This window comes from Pseudomonas alloputida, assembly GCF_021283545.2.
Classification (GTDB): Bacteria; Pseudomonadota; Gammaproteobacteria; order Pseudomonadales; family Pseudomonadaceae; genus Aquipseudomonas; species Aquipseudomonas alloputida.
Map to the genome: position 1 here is coordinate 3,386,550 of NZ_CP128540.1, position 23,082 is coordinate 3,409,631.

At 66.9% G+C, this 23,082-nt stretch carries 23 protein-coding genes and 1 pseudogene; 12 read left to right on the forward strand and 12 right to left on the reverse strand.

The genetic code is table 11. The annotated features are described in order from the left end of the window. The first annotated feature begins 28 nt into the window (after positions 1 to 28). The 5 genes from parA (at position 29) to LU682_RS15505 (ending at position 4,517) form a co-directional block, all read left to right on the forward strand. Positions 29 to 667: a ParA family partition ATPase gene (gene parA, locus LU682_RS15485; RefSeq protein ID WP_014646120.1), complete on the forward strand. Its 639-nt coding sequence runs from the start codon at positions 29 to 31 to the stop codon at positions 665 to 667. Beyond that, complete coding sequence (locus tag LU682_RS15490; RefSeq protein WP_014646121.1) at positions 664 to 927, forward strand: hypothetical protein; 264 nt, start codon at positions 664 to 666, stop codon at positions 925 to 927. The genes parA and LU682_RS15490 overlap by 4 nt, the downstream gene beginning before the upstream one ends. After that, positions 924 to 1,478: a DUF2840 domain-containing protein gene (locus LU682_RS15495; RefSeq protein ID WP_014646122.1), complete on the forward strand. Its 555-nt coding sequence runs from the start codon at positions 924 to 926 to the stop codon at positions 1,476 to 1,478. Before LU682_RS15490 ends, LU682_RS15495 begins: the two co-directional genes overlap by 4 nt. Further along, positions 1,475 to 2,074, forward strand: a complete 600-nt coding sequence (locus tag LU682_RS15500; protein ID WP_014646123.1) for a S26 family signal peptidase — start codon at positions 1,475 to 1,477, stop codon at positions 2,072 to 2,074. Before LU682_RS15495 ends, LU682_RS15500 begins: the two co-directional genes overlap by 4 nt. Before the next feature lie 448 nt (positions 2,075 to 2,522). Then, positions 2,523 to 4,517 (forward strand): relaxase/mobilization nuclease domain-containing protein, encoded by a 1,995-nt coding sequence (locus LU682_RS15505; RefSeq protein ID WP_019396546.1) that lies wholly within the window; start codon positions 2,523 to 2,525, stop codon positions 4,515 to 4,517. A 6-nt stretch (positions 4,518 to 4,523) separates the two neighbouring features. Here LU682_RS15505 and LU682_RS15510 read toward each other — a convergent pair whose 3' ends face one another. The 9 genes from LU682_RS15510 to LU682_RS15550 form a co-directional block, all read right to left on the reverse strand. Further along, complete coding sequence (locus tag LU682_RS15510) at positions 4,524 to 4,790, reverse strand: glutaredoxin family protein (RefSeq protein ID WP_008786730.1); 267 nt, start codon at positions 4,788 to 4,790, stop codon at positions 4,524 to 4,526. A 10-nt stretch (positions 4,791 to 4,800) separates the two neighbouring features. Continuing rightward, positions 4,801 to 5,499: a CopM family metallochaperone gene (gene copM, locus LU682_RS15515; protein WP_232857095.1), complete on the reverse strand. Its 699-nt coding sequence runs from the start codon at positions 5,497 to 5,499 to the stop codon at positions 4,801 to 4,803. A gap of 224 nt (positions 5,500 to 5,723) precedes the next feature. Then, a complete protein-coding gene (locus LU682_RS15520) occupies positions 5,724 to 6,920 on the reverse strand; it encodes an MFS transporter (protein ID WP_008786732.1) in 1,197 nt (398 codons plus the stop codon). A gap of 91 nt (positions 6,921 to 7,011) precedes the next feature. Next, the gene (locus LU682_RS15525) at positions 7,012 to 7,404 is read right to left on the reverse strand and encodes a MerR family transcriptional regulator (RefSeq protein WP_019396549.1); all 393 of its coding nucleotides are present in this window, start codon (positions 7,402 to 7,404) and stop codon (positions 7,012 to 7,014) included. 50 nt (positions 7,405 to 7,454) lie between these two features. Beyond that, positions 7,455 to 8,960 carry an efflux transporter outer membrane subunit gene (locus LU682_RS15530; RefSeq protein ID WP_008786734.1) on the reverse strand — a complete coding sequence of 502 codons (1,506 nt, stop codon included), beginning with the start codon at positions 8,958 to 8,960 and terminating at the stop codon, positions 7,455 to 7,457. Between the two features lie 20 nt (positions 8,961 to 8,980). Then, a complete protein-coding gene (locus tag LU682_RS15535; protein ID WP_008786735.1) occupies positions 8,981 to 12,157 on the reverse strand; it encodes an efflux RND transporter permease subunit in 3,177 nt (1,058 codons plus the stop codon). Continuing rightward, entirely contained in the window at positions 12,154 to 13,392 is a 1,239-nt protein-coding gene (locus LU682_RS15540; RefSeq protein WP_021162752.1) for an efflux RND transporter periplasmic adaptor subunit, read from the reverse strand. The genes LU682_RS15535 and LU682_RS15540 overlap by 4 nt, the downstream gene beginning before the upstream one ends. 424 nt (positions 13,393 to 13,816) lie before the next feature. Next, positions 13,817 to 14,194 carry an ArsR/SmtB family transcription factor gene (locus tag LU682_RS15545; protein ID WP_008786737.1) on the reverse strand — a complete coding sequence of 126 codons (378 nt, stop codon included), beginning with the start codon at positions 14,192 to 14,194 and terminating at the stop codon, positions 13,817 to 13,819. A 43-nt stretch (positions 14,195 to 14,237) separates the two neighbouring features. Continuing rightward, complete coding sequence (locus tag LU682_RS15550) at positions 14,238 to 15,335, reverse strand: cation diffusion facilitator family transporter (protein WP_008786738.1); 1,098 nt, start codon at positions 15,333 to 15,335, stop codon at positions 14,238 to 14,240. A 224-nt stretch (positions 15,336 to 15,559) separates the two neighbouring features. On the opposite strand from LU682_RS15550, the gene LU682_RS15555 reads away from it, so the two are divergent. After that, positions 15,560 to 15,817: a metal-sensing transcriptional repressor gene (locus tag LU682_RS15555; protein ID WP_019396551.1), complete on the forward strand. Its 258-nt coding sequence runs from the start codon at positions 15,560 to 15,562 to the stop codon at positions 15,815 to 15,817. Between the two features lie 9 nt (positions 15,818 to 15,826). Next, positions 15,827 to 17,137, forward strand: a complete 1,311-nt coding sequence (locus LU682_RS15560) for an MFS transporter (protein ID WP_008786740.1) — start codon at positions 15,827 to 15,829, stop codon at positions 17,135 to 17,137. A 38-nt stretch (positions 17,138 to 17,175) separates the two neighbouring features. Here the strand turns inward: LU682_RS15560 and LU682_RS15565 are convergent, their stop codons facing one another. Continuing rightward, a complete protein-coding gene (locus LU682_RS15565) occupies positions 17,176 to 17,532 on the reverse strand; it encodes an ArsR/SmtB family transcription factor (RefSeq protein ID WP_008786741.1) in 357 nt (118 codons plus the stop codon). Positions 17,533 to 17,770: 238 nt separating this feature from the next. Between LU682_RS15565 and LU682_RS15570 the strand changes: the two genes are divergently transcribed. From LU682_RS15570 to LU682_RS15585, 4 genes are all read left to right on the forward strand, one after another. Further along, the gene (locus LU682_RS15570; protein ID WP_008786742.1) at positions 17,771 to 20,266 is read left to right on the forward strand and encodes a heavy metal translocating P-type ATPase; all 2,496 of its coding nucleotides are present in this window, start codon (positions 17,771 to 17,773) and stop codon (positions 20,264 to 20,266) included. 15 nt (positions 20,267 to 20,281) lie between these two features. Then, complete coding sequence (gene cueR / locus LU682_RS15575) at positions 20,282 to 20,761, forward strand: Cu(I)-responsive transcriptional regulator (protein ID WP_008786743.1); 480 nt, start codon at positions 20,282 to 20,284, stop codon at positions 20,759 to 20,761. 16 nt (positions 20,762 to 20,777) lie between these two features. Then, positions 20,778 to 21,116, forward strand: coding sequence for an ISC system 2Fe-2S type ferredoxin (gene fdx / locus LU682_RS15580; RefSeq protein ID WP_008786744.1), 339 nt, complete (start codon positions 20,778 to 20,780; stop codon positions 21,114 to 21,116). 217 nt (positions 21,117 to 21,333) lie between these two features. Then, entirely contained in the window at positions 21,334 to 22,092 is a 759-nt protein-coding gene (locus tag LU682_RS15585; protein WP_008786745.1) for a MauE/DoxX family redox-associated membrane protein, read from the forward strand. A 74-nt stretch (positions 22,093 to 22,166) separates the two neighbouring features. Here LU682_RS15585 and LU682_RS15590 read toward each other — a convergent pair whose 3' ends face one another. Beyond that, the gene (locus LU682_RS15590; protein ID WP_003821167.1) at positions 22,167 to 22,361 is read right to left on the reverse strand and encodes a heavy-metal-associated domain-containing protein; all 195 of its coding nucleotides are present in this window, start codon (positions 22,359 to 22,361) and stop codon (positions 22,167 to 22,169) included. Between the two features lie 57 nt (positions 22,362 to 22,418). After that, complete coding sequence (locus LU682_RS15595) at positions 22,419 to 22,679, reverse strand: Lrp/AsnC ligand binding domain-containing protein (protein WP_019396553.1); 261 nt, start codon at positions 22,677 to 22,679, stop codon at positions 22,419 to 22,421. A 70-nt stretch (positions 22,680 to 22,749) separates the two neighbouring features. Here LU682_RS15595 and LU682_RS15600 point away from each other — a divergent pair. Beyond that, positions 22,750 to 22,908: pseudogene (locus LU682_RS15600) on the forward strand (4-hydroxyphenylpyruvate dioxygenase); the annotation flags it as partial. Positions 22,909 to 23,082 lie beyond the last annotated feature (174 nt).

The window sequence follows — 23,082 nt, forward strand, 5'->3', positions numbered from 1 at the left end:
CCGGCTTTCCAGCAGGGAGGGCCGCGCCATGATCTTCGCGTTTCTCAATCAAAAAGGCGGCGTCGGCAAGACCACACTCGCCACCCACATCGCCGGCGAGCTGGCGATGCGCGGTCTGCACGTCATCCTGCTGGACGCCGACCCGCAGGGTTCGTCGCTGGACTGGACGCAGCGCAGAAGCCAGCAGGGCTTGCCACGGCTGTTCAGCGCCGTGGGCCTCGCCCGCGAAACGCTGCATCAGGAAGCGCCGGAGCTGGCCCGCCGCGCCGATCACATCATCATCGACGGCCCGCCGCGCATCGCCGCCCTGGCGCGTTCCGCGCTGCTGGCGGCCGAGCGCGTGCTGATTCCCGTGCAGCCCAGCCCGTATGACCTTTGGGCCAGCGCCGAGATGGTGGCGCTGATCCGCGAGGCACAGGTGTTCCGGCCTGCGCTGCGCGCGGCCTTTGTCATCAACCGGCGTGTCAGTACCACCATCATCGGCAGGGAAGCACGGCAATCGTTGGCCGAACAGCCGCTGCCGGCACTGCGCAGCGAAGTGCGCCAGCGCATCGTCTTCGCCGACAGCGTGGCCGCTGGCCGGCTCGCCCGCGAAATCGCGCCCGACAGCGCCGCCGCACGCGAGATCGCCGCGCTCACCGATGAACTGCTGCGGTGGCCGACATGAGCGGCCCGCGCAGCAAGCGCGTCGGCATCGGCGCACGTCCGCCCGCGAATCCGCACGCCGAGGCGTGGATTCGCCAGGGCGATGCCGATGCACTCAACAAAGGCGACCTCTACACCGCACGCCTCACGCTCGACGTGACGCCCGCGCTGCGCGCACGCATCAAGATCGCCGCCTTCGGCCAGGGCGTGACCGTAGCCGAACTGCTGCGCGGTCTGCTGGAACGGGAGTTTCCCGAGAACCGCATGGAGAGCACGCCATGAACGCATCCCTCGCGACCGCCGCGACCGCCGCGAACGCGGCCACGGCTACGCCGCCGCATTCGCTTCCAACACTCGCCGGCCGACCCGGCAACGTGCCGATGACCCGCGTATCGCTCGCCTACATCGAGCCGCGCTTCAAGCTCTATCTGCGCTTCGGCGAACCTGCGCGCACGCTGCGGCTCGACCGCTGGCGGCGCTGTGCGGTGTTCCTGCCGCGCATGGTGTTCTGCCGTATCCGCTGGCAAGCCAACGACTACGGCACGATCCGCTGGCAGCTCATGGTGATGCAAGCCGCCACGCCGCTGGACGACATGCAGCGTATCCCTGGCGTGCGGCCAGGCGCACGCCTGCTGCTGCACGCCGAAGGCGAAAACGCGGTGCGTGCCGTGCTGGAACGCATCGACGGCATCGAAGGGCAAGGCATCGCCGCCATCGACGTGTCGCCCGCGTACTGGCGCACGCTGGGCAACCGCCTGGCGGCCCGCCTGGCGCTGCCCGAATACACCGCCGAGCGGCACGCCGCCTGGCTGGCCGGAAAGGCGCTGCCATGACGACCCAATCCAACACCACATGCACGCACGAAGTCGCGCCGCATCCTCGCTCGCGCCTGCGCGTTCGCATCGTGCTGGCGGGCTTCGCTGCCGTCGGCCTCGCTGCGCTGGCCTGGGCGGCTTTCGTGTCGCCGCTGCCGCGTCTGACCTACAACCCGTCCGACAGCGTGGCGATCGGCTGGTATCGCATCGAACCGTTCGACCCGCGCACCGCCTCGCTGCCACGTCCGTTGTCCGTGGACAGCATCGTGCTGGTGCCGCTGCCCGACAGGGCCGCCATGCTGGCTGCGCAGCGCGGCTACCTGCCGACCCGCGTTCCGCTGCTCAAACGTGTGGGCGCAGTCGCGCCGCAACACGTTTGCATCGTCGCCGGGCAGCTACGCATCGACGGCGTGCCTGCGGCCGCTGCGCTGCCTGCCGACCGGCTGGGCCGGCCGCTGCCATCCTTGCAGCTTTGCCGCCGCCTCGAACCGGGCGAGCTGTTCCTGTTGAGCGTGACCAATCCGGCGTCGTTCGACAGCCGCTATTTCGGCCCGGTCAGCGCATCCGCCGTGATCGGCGTCGCGCACCCGGTCTGGCTGAAGACACGCCCATGATGGCCGCCGATTCACTGCACGTTGCCGTGCCTCTCATCGTGCCATCGGGCATGCCGTTCCGGCTGCCGCCGCCGTGTCGTCGCGCGTGCAGCGCGGGCGCATTCGCGCCGCGCTTCGCGCAACATCCGGCGCAGCCGTCCAGCGTGCAGGCGTCTTGCCTCGAACGCGCCCGGCCTGCGGCCATTGGCGCGTTCGCCGGCGGGCTGGCTGCAAGCAGCGCAGCGCCGCCGGGCCGCCGACGCCCGGAGCGACAGCGAGGGGCAAAGGCGGAAGGCAAGACAAAAGGACGCGGCACCGGGCCGCGTCGAAAGCCAGTCTGCACATGGGGGTGGCGCGGCACGGAGCGGCTTTGCCGCCGTGCCGCGTTCGGCGCGAAGGTCGCGCCAATGCAGGCATGTCCGCGTGCTTCGCACGACAGGACACGCCAGAGCTTGCAGGGAGCGCAGCCATGACCGACCGCCGCGACGACGATTTCCGCGTGCGCCCCAGCGCCCCGAAGAACCGGGGCAAGGGCCAGGGGCAGAGCTTCGTTTCCAAGGTGCTCAAACAGGCGGGCAAAGCCAGCAGCGGCAAGTCCACGGTGCGCCGTCCGGCATCGGCGAGTGGCACCGGCCAGCGGCCCGGCTCGCGCCTGGGGCGCGGCCACACGGCAGCACGCTTCGCCGGGGCGAAGCTGACGCCTATGTCGCGGCGCGCGACCATCAAGACGCTGCTGGTGAACCACCAGCGGGCCAGCCCGCAGTCGCTCGCCAAGCACCTGCGCTACATCGAGCGCGACGGCGTGGGCCGCGACGGCGAGCCGGGCCAAGCCTACGGGCCGCAGACAGACGTGGCCGATCTCGACGCCTTCAAGGAACGCTGCGCCGACGACCGGCACCATTTCCGCTTCATCCTCTCGCCCGAGGATGGCGCGGAGCTGGAAGACCTGCGCACCTACACGCGGCACCTCATGGGCCGCATGGAGGCCGACCTGGGTACGGGCCTCGATTGGGTGGCCGTGAACCACTGGAACACCGACAACCCGCACACGCACATCGTCGTGCGCGGGCGCGACGACACCGGCAAAGACCTCATCATCGCGGGCGACTACATCGCCGATGGCTTCCGCTATCGCGCCGCCGAGCTGGCGACCGAATGGCTGGGGCCGCGCACCGAACTGGAGATCCAGCAGACCTTGCAGCGTGAGGTGGAGCAAGAGCGGTGGACGAGCCTGGATCGCACCCTCAAGCGTGAGATAGGCGAGGCCGGCGGCGATGGCCTGGTGCGCGTCGAAAGGTTCAACGCCCCCCGCTTGCAGCGCCAACGCCTGATGCTAATCGGCCGCCTGCAACACTTGCAGCGCCTGGGCCTGGCCGACGAGACGCAGCCCGGCACCTGGGCCATCCATGCCGATGCGGAAAAGACATTGCGCGCGCTGGGCGAGCGCGGCGACATCATCCGCACCGTGCAGCGGGCCATGCGCGGCGAGCCGCGCGAGCTGGCCGTGTTCGAGCCGGGGGACGATGGCCGAACCATCCTCGGCCGTGTGGCCGCGAAGGGGCTGGCCGACGAGCTGCGCGACCGGGGCTATCTGGTCATCGACGGGGTGGACGGCAAGGCCCATTACGTCGCGCTCAACGCCCGCGACGAGCTGGCGAACTACCCGAGCGGCGCCGTGGTGGAGGTGAAAGGCTCGGCCGACGTGCGCGCAGCCGACAAGAACATCGCCGCGCTGGCGAGCGATGGCCTGTACCGCACTGACCATCACCTGGCGATCGGGCAGGGCCGGGCCAAGGCCGGACGCGACCCGCAAGAAGTCGTCGCCGCCCACATCCGCCGGCTGGAGGCCCTGCGTCGGGCCGGCATTGTGGAGCGCGTTGCCGAAGGGCTATGGAAGGTGCCGGACGACCTGGCCGAGCGTGGCCGCCAGTACGACGCGCAGCGCCTGGGCGGCGTGGCCGTGGAGCTGAAATCGCACTTGCCCATCGAGCGGCAGGCCCGCGTGATCGGGGCCACGTGGCTCGACCAGCAGTTGATCGGCGGCGGCTCGGGCCTGGGCGACCTGGGCTTTGGTGGCGAGGCCAAACAGGCCATGCAACAGCGCGCCGACTTCCTGGCCGAACAGGGGCTGGCCGAGCGGCGCGGGCAGCGCGTGATCCTGGCGCGCAACCTGCTGGGCACACTGCGCAACCGGGAACTGGCACAGGCCGCGAAGGGCATTGCCGCTGAAACCGGCCTGGAGCATCGCCCGGTGGCCGACGGGCAGCGCGTGGCTGGCATCTACCGGCGCAGCGTCATGCTCGCCAGCGGGCGCTACGCGATGCTGGACGACGGCATGGGATTCAGCTTGGTGCCGTGGCGGCCGGTGATCGAGCAGCGGCTGGGGCAGCATATCGCCGCCGTGGTGCGCGGTGGCGGCGTATCTTGGGAGCTTGGACGGCAGCGCGGGCCAAGTATTTCTTGAGACCCTTCATCTACTTGTCGAACGGCCGAGCGCCTTCATCAGCCCCGGCTTCTGGCTCGCAAAGGTGCCATAGAAGACCTCATTACCGATGAGCGTGATCGGAGCCACGCGCACGCCGGTTCGTGACTTGGCTTCCGCAGAAATCTTCGGGTCGGTCAGGTCGCGTTCTTCAAACACGATGCTCTGCTGGGACAGCCACTCCTTCAGCACCCGACAGTCCGGGCAGGCTGGAGTGCTATAGATGATGATGCGCGGGGTGCTGGCTTGGTTCATGGTCGTGCCTTCACTTTCCCCGAGCGGCAAGCCAGCTCTTCATCATGGCGATCTCTCCTTCCTGCGCAGAGATAACCTCCTGAGCCAACTCGCGGACCTCCGGGTCCTTGCCGTACTGCAACGCCACCTTGGCCATGTCGATCGCGCCCTGGTGATGCGGGATCATGCCGCGCATAAAGTCCACATCGGCATCGCCGCTGAAGTCAATCATCATGTCGGCGTGCATGCGGTCATTGCCGGCACGGTAGGCGGTCGTCGAGGCGTCGCCCGAGCTGCCGGTCGCCGCCTGTTGGCCGCGTTCTCCAAGCCACTTATTCATCATGGCGATCTCGCCTTCCTGCGCAGAGATAACCTCCTCAGCCAACTTGCGGACCTCCGGGTCCTTGCCGTACTGCAACGCCACCTTGGCCATGTCGATCGCGCCCTGGTGGTGCCGGATCATGCCGCGCATGAAATCGACGTCGGCGTTGCCAGTGAACTGCGCTCCCATCCCCGCGTGCATCTGGTCGTTCACGGCGCGATACGCGGTCGTGGAAGGGCTGTCATTGGCCGAGGCGCTGGAGGGCATCGCGTGCCCTTGGTGATCTCCGCTCGCATTGGCCTGCATCACTTCACCCGACGGGACCACCTTCTTCTGAACGGCCATCAGGCCGATGGCGACCACGACGGCGCCCGCAATGAACAACAGGCTGAACTTGTTGACTCTCATGAAAAACTCCTTGAATGAGATTGATGGAGTCACTGTAGGGCTTCCCATTGTTGGAAGGTCAAGCCCCTCATTTCGCCGTTGATGCCGATGAAGACCCTCGGCGCAAGATCCAGTCCTTCACTTCCGCCGCCTACGACAACGCGCTGTCGAAGCTGCAGCGGTGGAAGCAGGTGATGTAGCGCCTGAGGCGACCGCTAGATGGAACACCTCCCGCATCGGCCCGATCAGCCCGGACCTAGCCGCACCGGCTTTCGCGCGGTCTGCCACAGCAGCGGCACCAAGATCAGCGCCAGGGCCGGGAAGATCATCCAGTTGACCGCCTGCCAGCCCGAGCTGTGCAGGATCGATCCCGCGAGGAACGACACGGCCGCCGTGGCGGCGAAGACGAAGAAATCGTTCATGCCCTGCGCCTTGCTGCGCTCGGCCGGGGTGTGGCAATCGGTGACCACCGCCGTCGCGCCGATGAAGCTGAAGTTCCAGCCGATGCCCAGCAGCGCCAGCGAGCCCCAGAAGTGGGACAGGCCGAGCCCGCCCAGGGCCACCACCCCGGAGGCGGCGAGCAGCACCATGCCCACGGCGGTCACGCGCTCCTTGCCGTAGCGCACCATCAGCCGCCCAGTGAAGAAGCTCGGCCCGAACATCGCCAGCAGGTGCCACTGGATGCCCAGGGCGGCGTTGTCCACCGAATGCCCGTGGTTGACCATCGCCACCGGCGCGGCGGTCATCACGAACGCCATCACCCCATAGGACACCACGCCCGCGGCCACGGCCAGCGCGTAGCGCGGCATCGCCAGGAGCTGCAGCACCGTGCGGCCGCTGTCGGCGGCGGCTTCGGCCGGGGTCTGGCGCGGCGTGCGCAGCATCAGCAAGATCGGCAGGGCGATCAGCGGCAGCAGCGCCTGGCTGAGGAAGCTGCCGACGTAGGGCGTGCCCGCTACCGCGTCGCGCGTGAAGATCACCAACTGCGGCCCGATGATGGCACCCGCGAGACCCCCCACCATTACCCAGGAAATCGCCTTGGCCTTGAGCGCGTCCTCGGCGGTGTCGGCGGCTGCGAAGCGGTAGCTCTGCACATACGCGCCGTAGAAGCCCGCCAGGAAGGTGCCGGCGCAGAAGATCCAGAACGAGGCCAGCATGATGCCCAGCGCGGCGATCAGGCCCGAGGCCACGCCGAAGCCGACCCCGACCACGTATCCGTTGCGGCGGCCATGGCGCCGCATGATGAACGCCGCAGGCAAGGTGCCGATGGCAAGACCCAGGCCGAACAGGCTCACGGGCAAGGTGATCCAGGCCGAGTCCTTGGCAAGCTGCTGGCCGACCAGCCCGCCCAGCGACATCACGATGGGCGCGCTGGCGCCACCGAGCGCCTGCGCGGCGGTGAGAACGCCGATGTTTCGGCGCGTGATGCTCTGGTCGGTCATGGGCGGTCTTTCTTGTTCGTTTGTCTGGCCGGAAATATTACACGCATGAATATATGTTCAGTTATCCGACCATGATTCGGCCATGCGATGCTCATGAACCGCCGCAACCTGGTCGCTCCTCGCAAATCTCCCGAGCGGCAGAAGGAACAGCCTGCCGTTCCAATGCGAGCAGGTGCTCTTTCACCCGGGTCAGTTGCGCCATGCGTTCCTCGACATAGGCGAGATGGTCCCGGACAGCCTGCGTCAGCAGCTCGGGTTCCGGGGACTCGCGATGCGTCCAGCCCAGCAAGTTGCGCATGTCATCCAGGCCGATGCCCGACGCGCGGTAGTTGCGAATCAGGTAAAGCCGCTCGACATGGGCCGGGCCATAGCGCCGGTAGTTGTTGCGGGACCGCTCGGGAGCGGGCAGCAGGCCCTCCCGTTCGTAGAACCTGATGTTCTCAGGGGGCGTGCCGGTCAAGCGCGCGAGTTCACCAATCCTCATCCAGCTCTCCGCGCGCAGCGATGGGGGACGCCACCGCTGCGCGCCGGCCCTCATCCCGGCGACCGGGCGGACTGCTGCGCCGTGGCGCCCGATTGCACCGTGTGCTCAGTCCAGCCGCCGCCCAGCGCCTTGTACAGATGGATGAGGTTGTTCAGCCGCGTCAGGCGCGTGCGCACCAGGGTCTGCTGCGTGCCGTAATGCGTGCGCTGCGCGTCGAGTACAGTGAGGTTGTCGTCCACGCCCTCCTGGAAGCGCTGCTCGGCCAGCTCGTAGGCCTTCTGGCTGGCCGCCACCAGGAGCTGCTCCGCGCGGATCTGCTCATCGAGCGTGCGCTTGCCCGCCAGGCCGTCGGCCACCTCGGCGAAGGCCGCCTGGATGGACTTCTCGTAGTTGGCGATCTCGATGCGCTTCTGTACGTGCGCCACGTCCAGGTTGGCGCGCAGCGCGCCGCCGCGGAAGATGGGCAGCGTGATCTGCGGCAGGAAGCTCCAGGCCCGCGAGCCCGAATCGAACAGGCCGTCCAGCGAAGCGCTGGCCGTGCCCGCCGAGCCCGTAAGGCTGATCGTCGGGAAGAACGCGGCCCGCGCCGCGCCGATGTTGGCGTTGGCGCCGATCAGCATCTGCTCGGCGGCGCGGATGTCCGGCCGGCGCGCGAGCAGTTCGGACGGCAGGCCGCTCGGCAGGCCGGTCGGCACGATGTCGTCCGGCAGCGCCATGGCCTCGTCAAGCTGCCGGGACAGCTCCGGCGTCAGCGGCTGGCCCAACAGCAGCACCAGCGCGTTGCGGTCCTTGGCCGCCTGCCGTGTGTAGGCGGCATGGTTGGCCTCGGCGGTGCGCAACGCGATCTCTGCGCGGCGCAGGTCGAGCTGCGTGGAGTTGCCCGCTTCCACCAGTTGGGTGGTCAGCCCGTAGGAGCGCTTCTGCGTGGCGAGGGTGTCGCTCGTCAGGCGCAGCAGTTCCTGGTCGGCACGCAGCGTGAGGTAGGCGCTGGCCACCTCGGACACCAGGCTCATCTGCGTGGCGATGCGGGTCTCGTCGAGGGCCAGGTAGGACGCCAGCGCCCGGTCGCTGAGGCTGCGGATGCGGCCCCACAGGTCCAGTTCCCAGGCGGCCGTCACCCCGGCCACGTCGTAGCGCCGGAGCACGTCGCTTTGCCCCGTGGTGCTGAGGTCGGCCGGTACGCGCTCTGACGCGCCGCGGGCGGAAACGCCCAGGTTCGGCAGCATCTCGGCACGCTGGATACGGTACAGCGCCTGAGCCGCCTCCACGTTGAGCGCGGCCTTGCGCATGTCGCGGTTGTTCTCCAGTGAAATGCCGATCAACTGCTGCAGCAGCGGGTCGCGGAAGAAGTCCCGCCAGCCGATCTCGGCCGTGATCGCGTCGTCGGGCGTCGCGGCCGCCGGTTCCACATAGGCCGCGCCCAAGGGATAAGCCGTGTCGATCGGCGCTGCGGGCCGGTCATACTTCGGTGCCATGGAGCAGCCAGTCAACGCCGCCGCGAGGGCGAGCGGCGCCAGCGTCCTGGCGGGTCGTGTGAATGCGAAAGATGTTTTCATGTCGTATGTCCTCCTGGCCGTCATGCGTGCTGGTCGGTCATGCCGACACGGGCATGGCGCGCTTCGCGGCGCAGCGCCAGCTTGCGCACCACGACGTAGAACACCGGCGTCAGCACCAGGCCGAATACCGTCACGCCCAGCATGCCGGCGAACACCGCGATGCCCATGGCGTGGCGCATCTCGGCGCCCGCACCGCTGGCCAGCACCAGCGGCACCACGCCAGCGATGAAGGCGAACGACGTCATCAGGATCGGGCGCAGCCGCAAGCGCGCGGCTTCGAGCACGGCTGCCAGCGGATCGGCCCCTTCGCTTTCCTTCGCGCGGGCGAACTCCACGATCAGGATCGCGTTCTTGGCGGCCAGGCCGATCAGCACCACGAAACCGATCTGCGTGAAGATGTTGTTGTCCCCCCCAGAGAGCCAGACGCCGGCGATCGCCGAGAGCAGCGCCATGGGTGCAATCAGCAGCACAGCGAACGGCAGCGACCAACTGTTGTACTGGGCCGCCAGGAACAGGAAGGCGAGCAGCACCGCCAGCGCGAAGATATAGATAGCAGTATTGCCAACTCGCTTTTCCTGGAAAGTCAGGTCCGTCCATTCGTAGGTCATACCGTCAGGCAGCGATTCGCTCACGATCTTCTCAATCGCGGCGGTGGCCTGGCCGGATGAGTAGCCCGGCGCTGGCCCGCCGCTGATGTCCGCCGAGGGGAAGCCGTTGTAATGCATCACCCGGTCGGGGCCGGAACTGCGCTCGATGGTCGCGAACGCGCTCAGCGGGATCATGTCGCCCGCTGCATTGCGCACCTTGAGCATGCCTATGTCCTCAGCCTGCATGCGGAACTGCGCATCGGCTTGGGCCATTACCCGGTAGGTGCGACCGAAGCGGTTGAAGTCGTTGACGTAGAGCGAGCCAAGGTTGACCTGCAGGGTGTCGAACACCTCGGTCAGCGACACGCCCTGCGACTTGGCCTTCACCCGGTCGATGTCCACCTGCAACTGCGGCGCATTGGTCTGGAAGCTGGCGAGCATGTTCGCCAGCTCGGGCGCCTGCATGGCCTTGCCCATGATCTGGCCCTGTGCTTGTGCAAGCGCCTCGGGACCCAGGCCCGCCCGGTCCTCGATCTGCAGCTTAAAGCCGCCCATAGAACCCAGGCCCGGCACCGGCGGCGGCGGGAAGATGCCGACGAAGCCGTCCGGGATCTGGCTGAACTTGCCCATGAGCTTGCCCTGGATGGCGAAGGCCGACAGCGACGGGTCCTTGCGCTCATCGAAGGGCTTGAGCATGGCGAACATCAGCGCGGTGTTCGGCTGGTTCACCGGTCCATTGACCGACAGGCCCGGGAAGGCCACCACGCTCTCGACGCCCGGCTCAGCCAGTGCGATCTTGGTCATCTCCTTGACGACCGCCTCGGTGCGATCCAGCGAGGCGCCGGTCGGAAGCTGGGCGATGCCCACGAGGTAGTACTTGTCCTGGGCGGGCACGAAGCCCGCAGGCACCTTGTGGAAGCCCAGCCAGGTCAGGCCCAGGAAGCCGACGTAGAGCAGCAGCACGATGGCGCTGCCGCGCACCGCGCGGCGCACGCCCCCGACGTAGGAATTCGAGGCGCGGTCGAAGAAGCGGTTGAAGCGGCGGAAGAAGCCGCCGAACACGCCGTCGATGATGCGCGTGACGCGATCGGGCTTGGCCGCGCCGTGGTGCGGCTTGAGCAGGATGGCGGCCAGCGCTGGCGACAGCGTAAGCGAGTTGATCGCCGACAGGATGGTCGAGAACGCGATGGTTAGCGCGAACTGGCGATAGAACTCGCCCTGCAGCCCCGACAGGAACGCCGAGGGGATGAAGACCGCTGCCAGCACCGAGGTGATGGCCAGGATCGGGCCAGTCACTTCATCCATCGCCTTGCGCGCCGCGTCCTTGGGTGATTCGCCCAGCGCTATGTGGCGCTCCACGTTCTCCACCACCACGATGGCGTCATCCACCACGATGCCGATGGACAGCACCAGTCCGAACAGCGACAGTGTGTTCAGCGAGAAACCGAACATGTGCATCACCGCGAACGTGCCGACCAGCGAGACCGGCACGGCGATCAGCGGGATGATCGACGCGCGCCAGGATTGCAGGAACAGCACCACCACGATCACCACCAGGAAGATGGCCTCCAGCAGCGTGACGGCGACGGACTGGAGCGAGGCGCGCACGAAGACCGTGGGGTCGTAGGCGATCCTATACTCAATGCCGTCGGGGAACTTAGCTTGAAGTCGGTCCATTGCCGCGCGCACCGCGCTAGACACATCCAGCGCGTTCGCGCCCGGGCTCTGGATGATCTGTATCCCCACCGCCGGCTCGCCATTGAGCAGGCTGCGCAAAGAGTAGGAATCGGCCCCCATCGAGATGCGGGCGACATCCCGCAGGCGAGTTACCTGGCCGTCGGCGCCCGTCTTCACGACGATCTCGCCGAATTGCTCCTCGCTCGACAGTCGGCCCAGAGTGTTGACCGTGACCTGGAACGCCGCCGAGGCATCCGGCTGCTGACCAACCGAACCAGCGGCAACCTGTATGTTCTGCTCGCGGATGGCGGCAACCACGTCGCTCGCGATCAGCCCACGAGCAGCGACCTTGGCGGGTTCGAGCCAGACCCGCATCGAATACTCCCCGGCGCCCCAGACTAGGACATCGCCGACGCCTGGCGTACGAGCCAGCTCATCCTTCACATGAAGTGTGGCGTAGTTGGAGACGTACAGCGGATCATATCGACCTCCAGGCGAAAGCAAATGCACCACCATGAGAACGTCCGGCGACGTTTTCTCGGTGACAACACCGATGCGCTGAACTTCAGGCGGTAGGCGCGGCAACGCCCGCGAGACCCGGTTTTGCACCTGGATCTGCGCAATGTCGGCGTTGATATGCTGCTCGAAGGAGACGGTGAGCACCATTTTCCCGTCGGTGGACATCTGAGACTGCATGTACATCATGCCTTCTACGCCGTTGATCGCCTGCTCCAGCGGTGATGCCACGGTATCGGCGATCACTTGCGGGTTGGCACCGGGATAGCTAGCGGTGACCTGCACCGTGGGAGGCGTGACCTGCGGGTATTCGCTCAGCGGCAGCTGGAAGTAGCTGATCGCGCCCGCGATCAGCATCAGCACCGACAGGACGATGGCGAAGATGGGCCGGTTGATGAAGAAGCGGGGGAAATTCATTTGCGGGCCTCCGCCGAGCCGGCCGCGCCGTCAGCCTTGGCGGGGTCCGCGCCGGCGGCCGGTGCCGCGGGCGGCTGCATGGGCACCATGCGCGGCGTGACCGCCATGCCGGGGCGCACGAGGCCCTTGATGATGATCTTCTCACCGGCCTGCAGGCTGCCGTTGATGACGCGCAGCCCGTCCACCACCGGCCCCAGTTCGATGGGCCGGTACTGGGCCTGGTTGTTCTCGCCCACGACCAGCACGTAGTTGCGCCCTTGGTCGGTGCCCACGGCCTGATCGTCGATCAGGACGGCCTCGCGCGCCGCGCCGGTGGACAGCTTGACCCGGGCGAACATGCCGGGTGCCATGCGCCCATCCGGGTTGGGCACAACGGCGCGCGCGCGGATCGTGCCGGTGCTTCGGTCAATGGTGTTGCCCACGAAGTCGAGCGCGCCCCTGTGCGGGAAACCCTTGTCCGTGGTCAGCCCGACCTGCACGGGCAGCGAGGCCTTGCCGCCGGCGCCCGCAGCGGGCCGCGAGCGGCTCACGACGTTGAGGTACGTGGCTTCGTCGATGTCGAAGTACACGTGCAGCGGGTCGATGGACACGATCGTGGTCAGCAGCGTGGCCGCGCCGGCGACACCGCCGCTGACCAGGTTGCCCTCGGTCACGAGCACGCGGTCAACGCGCCCGGCGATGGGCGCCGTGACGCGGGCGTAGGACAGATCCAGCCGCGCCGCAGCGACGGCGGCCTTGGCCGCTTGCACCTGGGCCTGGCGCGCACTGCGCGCGGAGACGGCATCGTCGTAGGTCTTGCGCGCGACAGCGCCGGTCGCCACCAGGCGCTCGGCGCGGTCGAAGTCGGCCTGGGCCTGACTGGCCAGCACCTCGGCCTGTTGCAGTTGCGCCGCAGCCGTGTCGAGCGTGACCTGGAACGGTCGGGGGTCGATCTGGAACAGCAGTTGTCCCTTGCGCACCAGGCTGCCCTCGGGGACGCTCACAGCATCGACGGCGCCGCCGACCCGCGAGCGCAGCTCGACGGTCTTGGGCGCGGCCAGGAAGCCGGTGTACTCGGCCGATGGCGCGACCGTGCGGGTGATGACCTCGGCCACGGGCACCTGCGGCGCCATCGGCGCGCCCGCCGGGGGCGCCGCGGCCTTGCCCTCGTCCTTGGCGTCGCGGGCGGCAATCGCTATGCCCCCGACGGCTGCGATGACGCCTGCCACCACAACGATTCTGATTTTTTTACGCATGGAAGTGCCCCTTTCTTGGATGCAGGACTCCGGCCCTTCCGAAGCGCTCTGCAGAAATTTGTGTGGAGGCTAGGCGTTACAACGAAGGCAAGGTCAAGCCCTTTGGGTTGCCCTAGCGGGCAGGCTGCATGGACAAGGTGGTGGGAAAACCCCGCGTCGTCGCTGTGGCCACTCCGACATCCAGCTCACGAGTGCCGTTGTGCGGTTGAACCGGTCGGTCTTGTGGGTGATTGCGAGCGCGGGAGGCTCAGGCGTCCAAGCTGCCGCCGCCCATTGCTGTGCCTGCGCGGCATCCCGGCGCCCAGGCAGGGCCCGCGATTCAGGGTGTTGCGCCCAGGCCGCATCGAGGACGTCCTTGAGGCTAACCGGCGGCGTGGGTACCGGCGCCTCGCAACCTGCCATTCGCCTGGGTGCTTGGGCCTGGTCAGTCGTCGGCTTTGTCCTCGGAAATGTGGACCGCCATGTCCTGCAGCACCTGGCTGACGTGCTGGTCCGCGATGCTGTAGAAGATGTGCTTGGCTTGGCGTTCGCCGCGCACGAGGCGCGCACCGCGCAGCAGCCGCAGGTGATGGCTGACCAGAGACTGCGACAGGTCGAGCGCTTCGGCGATGTCCCCCACGGCGACCGAGCCATGCATGCACTGCAGCAGGATCTTCAATCGCGATTGGTCGCCCAGCAGGCGGAAGGTCTCGGCCAGAACAGCGACGTCACTTTGCGACATTGCGAGGGCATCGGTCGCCGCGTCGTGGCTGGTGGTCGAGCATTGCGCGGTGTCGGCGCTGGTGGTTTTGCGGGACGTCATGGATGCAAATCCTCAAGTGGAGTGCGAGCCGGCTCGCGCGGCCTCAATGCCTGTGACCAGGAGCGGAATGGTCGTGGTCATGGCCGTGGCTGTGCCCGCCGCCATGCTTGTGATTGCCATGATCATGGCCGCTGTGGTCGTGCCCGCTGTGGTCATGACCGCTGTGATCGTGGCCGCTGTGGTCCTGACGCTCCGACGTGGGCTGCAAGCTGCAGACGTTCTCGTCGGTGCCCGAGTTCCAGTCGATCCCGACCGTGGCGTGTTCGATGCTGAATTGCTCTCGAAGCACCGCTTCGACGCGCTTGACCACGGCGCGTGCTTCCTCGTCCACGTTGGGGCGAACGTGCAGCGTGGCCATCGTGCGCCCGGAGGTGAGCTGCCACACGTGAACGTGGCTGACGGCCGCCAGGCCCGGCACGGCGCCCATCAGGCCTTGCTCCACCTTCTCCGGCGAAGCATCCTCCGGCGCGCCTTCCAGCAGGATGTGGATCGACTTGGCGAGCAGCTTCCATGCGCTGCGCAGGATCAGCGCCGCGACCAGGACCGACAGGATGGGATCGATCGGCGTCCAGCCCGTGAGGTAGATGACGATCGCAGCGACGATGGCGCCGACCGAGCCGAGCAGGTCGCCCATCACGTGCAGGATGGCCCCCTTCACGTTGACGTGATCGGTCTCTCCGCGGGTCATGATCCACAGCACGAGCACGTTCACCAGCAGGCCGAGCACGGCGACGATCATCATCGGGCCGGCCAGGATCACGGGCGGCGCCTGCAGCCGCTCCCACGCCTCGTAGGCGATCCAAGCGACGATCGCGAACAGGGTCACGGCGTTCAGGAAACCGGCGATGACCTCGAAGCGCAGGTAGCCGAAGGTGCGCTTGCTGTCGGCCGCGCGGCGGCCGAACCGGAATGCTGCGTAGGCCAGTGCGAGCGCCGCGGCGTCGGTCAGCATGTGGCCCGCGTCGGCCAGCAAGGCCAGCGAGCCCGACAGCACGCCTCCGACGGCCTCCACGACCATGAAGCCGAAGATCAGGAAAAAGGACAGCAGGACCTTGCGCTCGTTGGCGCTGGTCACGGTCGGGGTGTGGTCATGATCATGGTCGTGATCGTGACCATGGTCATGTGCGTGGGATTGGGACATGGGGCCTCGGGAAACTGGGTCTTTGACTGTGGCTCAAAATATAACACATGAACATGTTTTCATGTGAATTGTTGTACACATTTGTGTTCGCGTCTCACCACGGCCGGGATGCCGCTCCGGGCAATTGCCTTAGCCTGGCTCGGCGACCATTCCCCCCGCCTGGCAAGCAGCCGTTGATCTAACATCCAGTGGCAGTATCCCCCCTGGGGGGATATGATTTCAGCATGGAAGACATGCATAAGCACACCACCCATCCCGACCTGGTGAAGCGGCTCAAGCGCGCCGAGGGGCATCTGCGGCACGTCATCGGGATGATCGAAGGGGGAGAAACCTGCCTCGACATCGCCCGCCAGCTCGCGGCGGTGGAAAGCGCGGTGACGGCGGCCAAGCGCGTCCTGATCCACGACCACATCGACCACTGCCTGTCCCATGACGAGGACTCCGTTCTGACCGAAATGAAGGCGCTGACCAAACTGCTCTGAGGCCGTCCGATGCTCTCCGTCCTGAATAACCGCACCTACCGCCACCTGTTCACCGCCCAGGTGATCGCGCTCGTCGGCACCGGCCTGATGACGGTGGCGCTCGGCCTGCTGGCCTACGAGCTGGCCGGCGCGGATGCAGGCGCGGTGCTCGGGACGGCGCTGGCCATCAAGATGCTGGCCTACGCGGGGGTCGCGCCGGTCGCGCAGGCCTTCGCCGACCGGCTCCCGCGGCGCTCGCTGCTCGTGGCGCTGGACCTCGTGCGAGCGGCCGTCGCGCTGTGCCTGCCCTTCGTCACCGAGGTCTGGCAGATCTACCTGCTGATCTTCGTTCTGCAGGCGGCATCCGCCGGCTTCACGCCGACCTTCCAGGCCACCATCCCGGACATCCTTCCCGACGAAGAGGACTACACGAAGGCGCTGTCGCTGTCCCGGCTGGCCTACGACCTGGAAAGCCTGATTTCCCCGATGCTGGCCGCCGCGCTGCTGACCGTCATCAGCTTTCACAACCTGTTCGCGGGAACGGTGCTCGGTTTCCTCGTTTCAGCCGCTCTCGTGGTCAGCGTGCGGTTGCCCACGTCCGTCCCCGGCCCGCGCCGCGGCATCTGGGAGCGAACGACGCGCGGCACGCGCATCTACCTCGCCACGCCTCGCCTGCGGGGCCTGCTGGCGATCAGCCTGGCCGTCTCGGCGGCCGGCGCGATGGTGATCGTGAACACGGTGGTGCTCGTGAAGGCGCGTTTCGGCCTGGGCGAAGTCGAGGTGGCGTGGGCACTGGCGGCGTTCGGAGGCGGCTCGATGGTGGCCGCCTTCGTCTTGCCGTCCCTACTGGAGAAAGTAGCCGACCGACCCGCGATGCTCACCGGCGCCGCTGTCCTCGTCGTGGGCACGGCGATCGGCGCACTGCTGCCGAGCTATGCGCTGTTGCTGCCGCTGTGGCTGGTGATCGGCTTTGGCTACAGCGTGGCGCAGACGCCATCCGGCCGTCTTCTGCGCCGCTCGGCCCACGCCGAGGACCGTCCAGCGATCTTCGCGGCCCACTTCGCGCTGTCGCACGCCTGCTGGCTCATCTGCTACCCGCTGGCCGGACGCTTCGGCGCGGCCATGGGGCTGCAATCGACGTTCGTCGTCATGTCCTTGATCGGCCTAGCTGGCGTGGCGCTGGCGCTTCGGCTGTGGCCGGCCAGCGACCCGTCGGACTTGGCCCATGACCATCCGAACCTGTCGGCGGATCACCCCCACTTGCGTCAGCACGCGAACCAAGGCGGGCACCATCACGTGCTGGTCGTGGATGACTTGCACCGGATCTGGCCGAAAGGATAGGCCTCACGGGACGCGGTAAGGGCTGTTTCGCACCAAGGCTAGTCGTCGCTGTTGTCCTCAACGATGTGGATGGCCATGTCCAGCAGCACCTGGCTCACGTGCTTGTCCGCTACCTCATAGAAGATCTGCTTGGACTGGCGCGCGCCCTTGACCAGACGGGCTCCACGCAACAGTCGAAGGTGATGGCTGACCAACGACTGCGAGAGTTCGACGGCTTCCGCGATGTCGCTTACCGACGTGGACCCCTTCATGCAGCACAGCATGACCTTGAGCCGCGACGGATCGCCCAGGAGCCGGAAAGTCTCGGCCAGGATGGTCACGTCATTCTGTGACAGGGAGGCCAGATCGGTGCTTGGGCCCTTCGGTGGGGCACTGGCTGGTTTGCGTGGAGTCATCTCTCAAAAATTCCTACCCTCGAACGGCTGTTCGTGCCCTTCAGGATCAACGAGGCTGCGACCGCTTGAGCGCGCGCACAGCCCGGGACCAGGGCGAGCCTGGCGACCAAGGCCCCTCGTTTCCCCCGTGCGCCGGGCCATTTCTGAAACCTGACAGTACCCGAAAAAAGCGCTTGACCTTCCCACGATGGTAAACCCTAAGCTCCCCCATGTCGAATATCAACTATGGGAAACAACCATGAGCATGCCAATAACGAGTGATGCTCGTGCCACCGCAGCAGCGATCAGCCTACCCATCGAGGGCATGACCTGCGCGAGCTGCGTCGGCCGAGTCGAGGCCGCCCTGGCCAAGGTGCCGGGCGTGGACAGCGTGTCCGTCAATCTCGCCACCGAGCGGGCGGACATCCGCCTGGCCAGTCCTGTCGATCGCATCGCGTTGATCCAGGCGGTCGAGAAGGTCGGCTACGACGTGCCGGCTGGCACCGTCGAACTGGCGGTCGAGGGCATGACCTGCGCCTCCTGCGTGGGCCGCGTCGAGAAGGCACTCAAGGCCGTGCCCGGCGTCACCGAGGCCACGGTCAACCTCGCGACCGAGCGTGCCACCGTGCGCGGCGTGGCCGCCGTGGCGGACCTGATCGCGGCCATCGAGAAGGTCGGCTACGAGGCCAACCCGGTGGATACCGGCGCGCAGGCCGACGAGGAAGCCGCCGAGAAGAAGGACGCCGAGCGCGCCGAACTCAAGCGCGACCTGACCCTGGCCGCCGTGCTGGCGCTGCCTGTGTTCGTGCTCGAAATGGGCTCGCACATGATTCCCGGCATGCATGAGTGGGTGGCTTCCACCATCGGCATCCAGCAGAGTTGGTATCTGCAGTTCGTGCTGACCCTGCTGGTGCTCGCCATTCCGGGCTGGCGCTTCTACGAGAAGGGCTTCCCGGCGCTGTTCCGCCTGGGTCCCGACATGAACTCGCTGGTCGCGGTCGGCACGGCCGCAGCCTTCGGCTATTCGATGGTCGCCACATTCGCGCCCAGTCTGCTGCCGGCCGGCACGGTGAACGTGTACTACGAGGCGGCCGCCGTCATCGTGGCGCTGATCCTGCTGGGCCGCTTTCTTGAGGCACGGGCCAAGGGCCGCACCTCCGAGGCCATCAAGCGCCTGGTCGGCCTGCAGGCCAAGGAGGCGCACGTGCTGCGCGACGGCCGCATCGTGGACATCCCGATCAACGACGTGGCGCAGGGCGACATCGTGGAAGTGCGCCCCGGCGAGCGCGTGCCGGTCGATGGTGAAGTGACCGAGGGCCGCAGCTTCGTGGACGAGTCGATGATCACCGGCGAGCCGATTCCCGTCGAAAAGGCGGAAGGCAGCACCGTGGTCGGCGGCACCGTCAACCAGAAGGGTGCGCTGACGCTGCGTGCCACCGCCGTGGGCGGTCAGACCATGCTGGCGCAGATCATCCGCATGGTCGAGCAGGCGCAAGGTTCCAAGCTGCCGATCCAGGCCGTGGTGGACAAGGTGACACTGTGGTTCGTGCCCGCCGTCATGCTGGCCGCCGTGCTGACCTTCCTGGTCTGGCTGGTGTTCGGCCCGTCGCCCGCGCTGTCCTTCGCGCTGGTCAATGCCGTGGCGGTGCTGATCATTGCCTGCCCGTGCGCCATGGGTCTGGCGACGCCGACCTCCATCATGGTCGGCACGGGCCGGGGCGCCGAGATGGGCGTACTGTTCCGCAAGGGTGAAGCCCTGCAACTGCTCAAGGACGCCAAGGTGGTGGCCGTGGACAAGACCGGCACGCTGACCGAGGGCCGCCCGGTCCTGACCGACCTGGAGATTGCCGACGGCTTTGACCGCAACCAGGTGCTGGCGAAGGTCGCCTCTGTCGAATCGCGCTCGGAGCATCCGATCGCACGCGCCATCGTCGAGTCGGCCGTGGAAGGTGGCATCGCGCTGCCGACGATGACAGACTTCGATTCGGTCACGGGCATGGGCGTGCGCGCCACCGTGGACGGCGCGCGTGTCGAGGTCGGTGCCGATCGCTTCATGCGTGAGCTGGGGTTGGACGTGAGCGGCTTCGCTCGCACGGCCGAGCGCCTGGGCAATGAGGGCAAGTCGCCGCTGTACGCCGCGATCGACGGCCGACTGGCCGCCATCATCGCGGTGGCCGATCCGATCAAGTCCAGCACGCCCGCGGCCATTGCCGCGCTGCACCAGCTCGGCCTGAAGGTGGCGATGATCACTGGCGACAACGCGCGTACCGCGCAGGCCATCGCCAAGCAACTGGGCATCGACGAGGTGGTGGCCGAAGTGCTGCCCGAGGGCAAGGTCGAAGCCGTGCGCCGCTTAAAGGCCACCCACGGCCAGATCGCCTACGTGGGTGACGGCATCAACGATGCGCCGGCGCTGGCCGAGGCCGACGTGGGCCTGGCGATCGGCACCGGCACCGACGTGGCGGTGGAGTCGGCCGACGTGGTGCTGATGTCCGGCAACCTGCAGGGTGTGCCCAACGCCATCGCGCTGTCCAAGGCCACCATCGGCAACATCCGCCAGAACCTGTTCTGGGCGTTTGGCTACAACACGGCCCTGATCCCGGTGGCCGCTGGCGTCCTATACCCCGCATACGGTGTGCTGCTGTCGCCGATCTTCGCGGCCGGAGCGATGGCGCTGTCCAGCGTGTTCGTGCTCGGCAACGCGCTGCGCCTGCGCCGCTTCCAGCCGCCGCTGGCGGCGGATACCGCTCATTGAGAAAGGAGGAACACCATGAACATCGGTGAAGCATCCAAGGCCTCGAAGGTCTCGGCCAAGATGATCCGCTACTACGAGCAGATCGGCTTGATTCCCCCGGCCGACCGGAACGATTCGGGCTACCGCGCCTATAGCCAGGACGACGTACACCGGCTGCACTTCATCCGGCGTGCGCGCGACCTCGGCTTCTCGGTGGCCGAGATCACGGACCTGCTGGGACTGTGGAACGACAAGTCGCGCCGGAGTGCCGACGTCAAGCGCCTGGCGCAGCAGCACATCTCCGAGCTGGACCGGCGCATCGCGAGCATGTTGGAGATGGCCGAGACGCTCAAGGCGCTGATCCGGTGCTGCGCCGGCGACGAACGGCCCGACTGCCCGATCCTGCACACGCTGGAGCAACTCGATACCAGCGACGACGAGCCCGAAGCGCGCACCGGCGCCGTGCCACGGCGTGCAAGTGGCAACGCAGCGGCAAAGAAGCCGCGTGCGCACTGAGCAGCCGGGAGAGACCATGCCCAAGATCACCGTCTTGCCCCATCCTGAACTGGCGCCCGAGGGCGCCGAGCTGAACGTGCCGGTCGGCACCTCGATCTGCGAGGCGCTGCTAGACAACGGCATCGAGATCGAACATGCCTGCGACATGAGCTGTGCCTGCACGACCTGCCACTGCATCGTGCGCAAGGGATTCGATTCCCTCAACGAGGTCGAGGAGTGCGAGGACGACCTGCTTGACCGGGCCTGGGGGCTAGAGGCGCAATCGCGCCTGAGCTGCCAGGCCATCGTGGCGAACGAGGACCTGACCGTCGAGATCCCGAAGTACACGATCAACCATGCCAAGGAGAACCACTAGGACCCAGCGTGCCGCCGCGGGCGCGCCGGCCTGCGGCGGGGTTGCTCTGGCAGACGGAGGACTGACGGCGTTGCAGCCTGACGACCGCCCCGGGAGCCAGATGCCTACACCCCCTTGCACCACCGCCGGTTAGGCTGGAAATGTCGTCAAAGTCCTTCAATCCGTGATAGTCGGCGCTGCGGCCGGCCCATGAAAAGTCCCACAGGAGAAGTCCAGCATGTCTGCGCCCAAACAAGCCACGCTCTACCGGATGGTCATGCCCGGCCATACCTGCCCCTACGGGCTGAAGTCGCTCGATCTGCTCAACCGCAAGGGCTACGAGGTCGAGGACAAACACTTGGCGAGCCGCGAGCAGACGGATGCGTTCAAGAAGGAGCATGGCGTCGAGACCACGCCCCAGGTCTTCATAAACGGGCGGCGCGTGGGCGGCTACGACGACCTGCGCAAATTCTTCGGCATGTCCGTGAAGGACAAGAACGCCGTGACCTACACCCCTGTGATCGCGCTGTTCGCCATGGCGGCCGCGATGGCGCTGGCGGCGAGCTGGGCGGCCTTCGGCCAGCTCTGGAGCATTCAGGCGGCAGAGTGGTTCGTGGCCTTTGCCATGTGTCTCCTGGCGCTGCAGAAGCTCAAGGACGTGGACGGCTTCGCGACGATGTTCCTCAACTACGACCTGCTGGCCAAGCGCTGGGTTCGGTATGCCTATTTCTACCCGTTCGCGGAGGCCATCGCAGGCGTCCTGATGGTCGCGGGCGTGGGGATGTGGGTGTCGATTCCGTTGGCGCTGTTCATCGGGACCGTCGGGGCCGTGTCGGTTTTCAAGGCGGTCTATGTCGATCGCCGGGAACTCAAGTGCGCCTGTGTGGGCGGGGACAGCAACGTGCCGCTGGGCTTCGTGTCCCTGACCGAGAACCTGATGATGGTGGCGATGGCCCTGTGGATGTGGGCCAAGGTCGCCTACCTTGGGATGCACTGAGCGCCGCGCCAGGTACGGCGCAGCGCACGTGCTCGCATCGGCCGTCCTGTGTGCAGGCCGGCCACGACGCGGTGTTACTGCGCGCGCGGCGGGAAGCCAGCTTCGCTCAGGGCCGCGGCGATCTGCTCTTGCGAGGCCGAGGTCTGGACCTCGACACGGCGGGTCGGCGGGTCCGTGACGATCTTGGCGTTGGGGTCGATCGTTTGGATCGTTTTCGTAACGGTGCGGGCGCAGCCGCCGCAGGTCATGTCTTCGAGATGGAATTGCATGGAAAACTCCTTTCGGGTTGGGGTGTTTGAAGTCTGGTCCTTGCCACGGTTGGAAGGTCAAGCGCTATTTGCATCCCCGCTACACCAATCGGCCGAATGCTCATAGGGCAAGGCCGTGGTGCTCTTTACCCGATCCAGCACGAAGCTTGTCTTGCAGTCCTGCACGCTGGGGTGCTTGAGCAGCGTGTCGAGCACGAAGCGAGAGTAGTGAGCCATGTTCCTGACGACCACCCGCAGCAGATAGTCCATGTCGCCGGTCAGCGCATGGCATTCCACGACCTCCGGCCATTTCTGGACCGACGCGCGGAACACGTCCATGGGATTGCGCTTGTGCGAGTCGGAGTGCTTTTCGAGACGCACGTTCAGGTAGGCCGTGAGCGTGAGGCCGATCTTCTCCGAGCCGCTGCTCGGCCCGGTGTTCTTCGAGTTCATCGAGCGCAAGGGCAACTACCGCGAGGGCTTCGGCGAAGGTAACTTCGGTGCCTTGTTCGAGTCGATGGAGCGCGACCAGATCAACCGCGGCGCGCTGGAAATCAACCCAGCCTGATTCGGGCTTTCCCCCTGAAGGCATAGCACCTTCCGCATCTCGCGAGCCCCGGTGGGGCTCGCACTATTTTGGCAAGCGGCCTCCACGATGCCCATTGGCCCTCGTGCAGCTTGCACCATTCATCTCCTCACAATCGAACATCACCACGGCACGGTGCAGGCTTCTTTGACTAAT

Coding starts and splice junctions, on each gene's coding strand:
- parA (WP_014646120.1), top strand. CDS start 29: ATGATCTTCGCGTTTCTCAATCAAAAAGGCGGCGTCGGCAAGACCACA.
- LU682_RS15490 (WP_014646121.1), top strand. CDS start 664: ATGAGCGGCCCGCGCAGCAAGCGCGTCGGCATCGGCGCACGTCCGCCC.
- LU682_RS15495 (WP_014646122.1), top strand. CDS start 924: ATGAACGCATCCCTCGCGACCGCCGCGACCGCCGCGAACGCGGCCACG.
- LU682_RS15500 (WP_014646123.1), top strand. CDS start 1,475: ATGACGACCCAATCCAACACCACATGCACGCACGAAGTCGCGCCGCAT.
- LU682_RS15505 (WP_019396546.1), top strand. CDS start 2,523: ATGACCGACCGCCGCGACGACGATTTCCGCGTGCGCCCCAGCGCCCCG.
- LU682_RS15510 (WP_008786730.1), bottom strand. CDS start 4,790: ATGAACCAAGCCAGCACCCCGCGCATCATCATCTATAGCACTCCAGCC.
- copM (WP_232857095.1), bottom strand. CDS start 5,499: ATGAGAGTCAACAAGTTCAGCCTGTTGTTCATTGCGGGCGCCGTCGTG.
- LU682_RS15520 (WP_008786732.1), bottom strand. CDS start 6,920: ATGACCGACCAGAGCATCACGCGCCGAAACATCGGCGTTCTCACCGCC.
- LU682_RS15525 (WP_019396549.1), bottom strand. CDS start 7,404: ATGAGGATTGGTGAACTCGCGCGCTTGACCGGCACGCCCCCTGAGAAC.
- LU682_RS15530 (WP_008786734.1), bottom strand. CDS start 8,960: ATGAAAACATCTTTCGCATTCACACGACCCGCCAGGACGCTGGCGCCG.
- LU682_RS15535 (WP_008786735.1), bottom strand. CDS start 12,157: ATGAATTTCCCCCGCTTCTTCATCAACCGGCCCATCTTCGCCATCGTC.
- LU682_RS15540 (WP_021162752.1), bottom strand. CDS start 13,392: ATGCGTAAAAAAATCAGAATCGTTGTGGTGGCAGGCGTCATCGCAGCC.
- LU682_RS15545 (WP_008786737.1), bottom strand. CDS start 14,194: ATGACGTCCCGCAAAACCACCAGCGCCGACACCGCGCAATGCTCGACC.
- LU682_RS15550 (WP_008786738.1), bottom strand. CDS start 15,335: ATGTCCCAATCCCACGCACATGACCATGGTCACGATCACGACCATGAT.
- LU682_RS15555 (WP_019396551.1), top strand. CDS start 15,560: ATGGAAGACATGCATAAGCACACCACCCATCCCGACCTGGTGAAGCGG.
- LU682_RS15560 (WP_008786740.1), top strand. CDS start 15,827: ATGCTCTCCGTCCTGAATAACCGCACCTACCGCCACCTGTTCACCGCC.
- LU682_RS15565 (WP_008786741.1), bottom strand. CDS start 17,532: ATGACTCCACGCAAACCAGCCAGTGCCCCACCGAAGGGCCCAAGCACC.
- LU682_RS15570 (WP_008786742.1), top strand. CDS start 17,771: ATGAGCATGCCAATAACGAGTGATGCTCGTGCCACCGCAGCAGCGATC.
- cueR (WP_008786743.1), top strand. CDS start 20,282: ATGAACATCGGTGAAGCATCCAAGGCCTCGAAGGTCTCGGCCAAGATG.
- fdx (WP_008786744.1), top strand. CDS start 20,778: ATGCCCAAGATCACCGTCTTGCCCCATCCTGAACTGGCGCCCGAGGGC.
- LU682_RS15585 (WP_008786745.1), top strand. CDS start 21,334: ATGTCTGCGCCCAAACAAGCCACGCTCTACCGGATGGTCATGCCCGGC.
- LU682_RS15590 (WP_003821167.1), bottom strand. CDS start 22,361: ATGCAATTCCATCTCGAAGACATGACCTGCGGCGGCTGCGCCCGCACC.
- LU682_RS15595 (WP_019396553.1), bottom strand. CDS start 22,679: ATGGACGTGTTCCGCGCGTCGGTCCAGAAATGGCCGGAGGTCGTGGAA.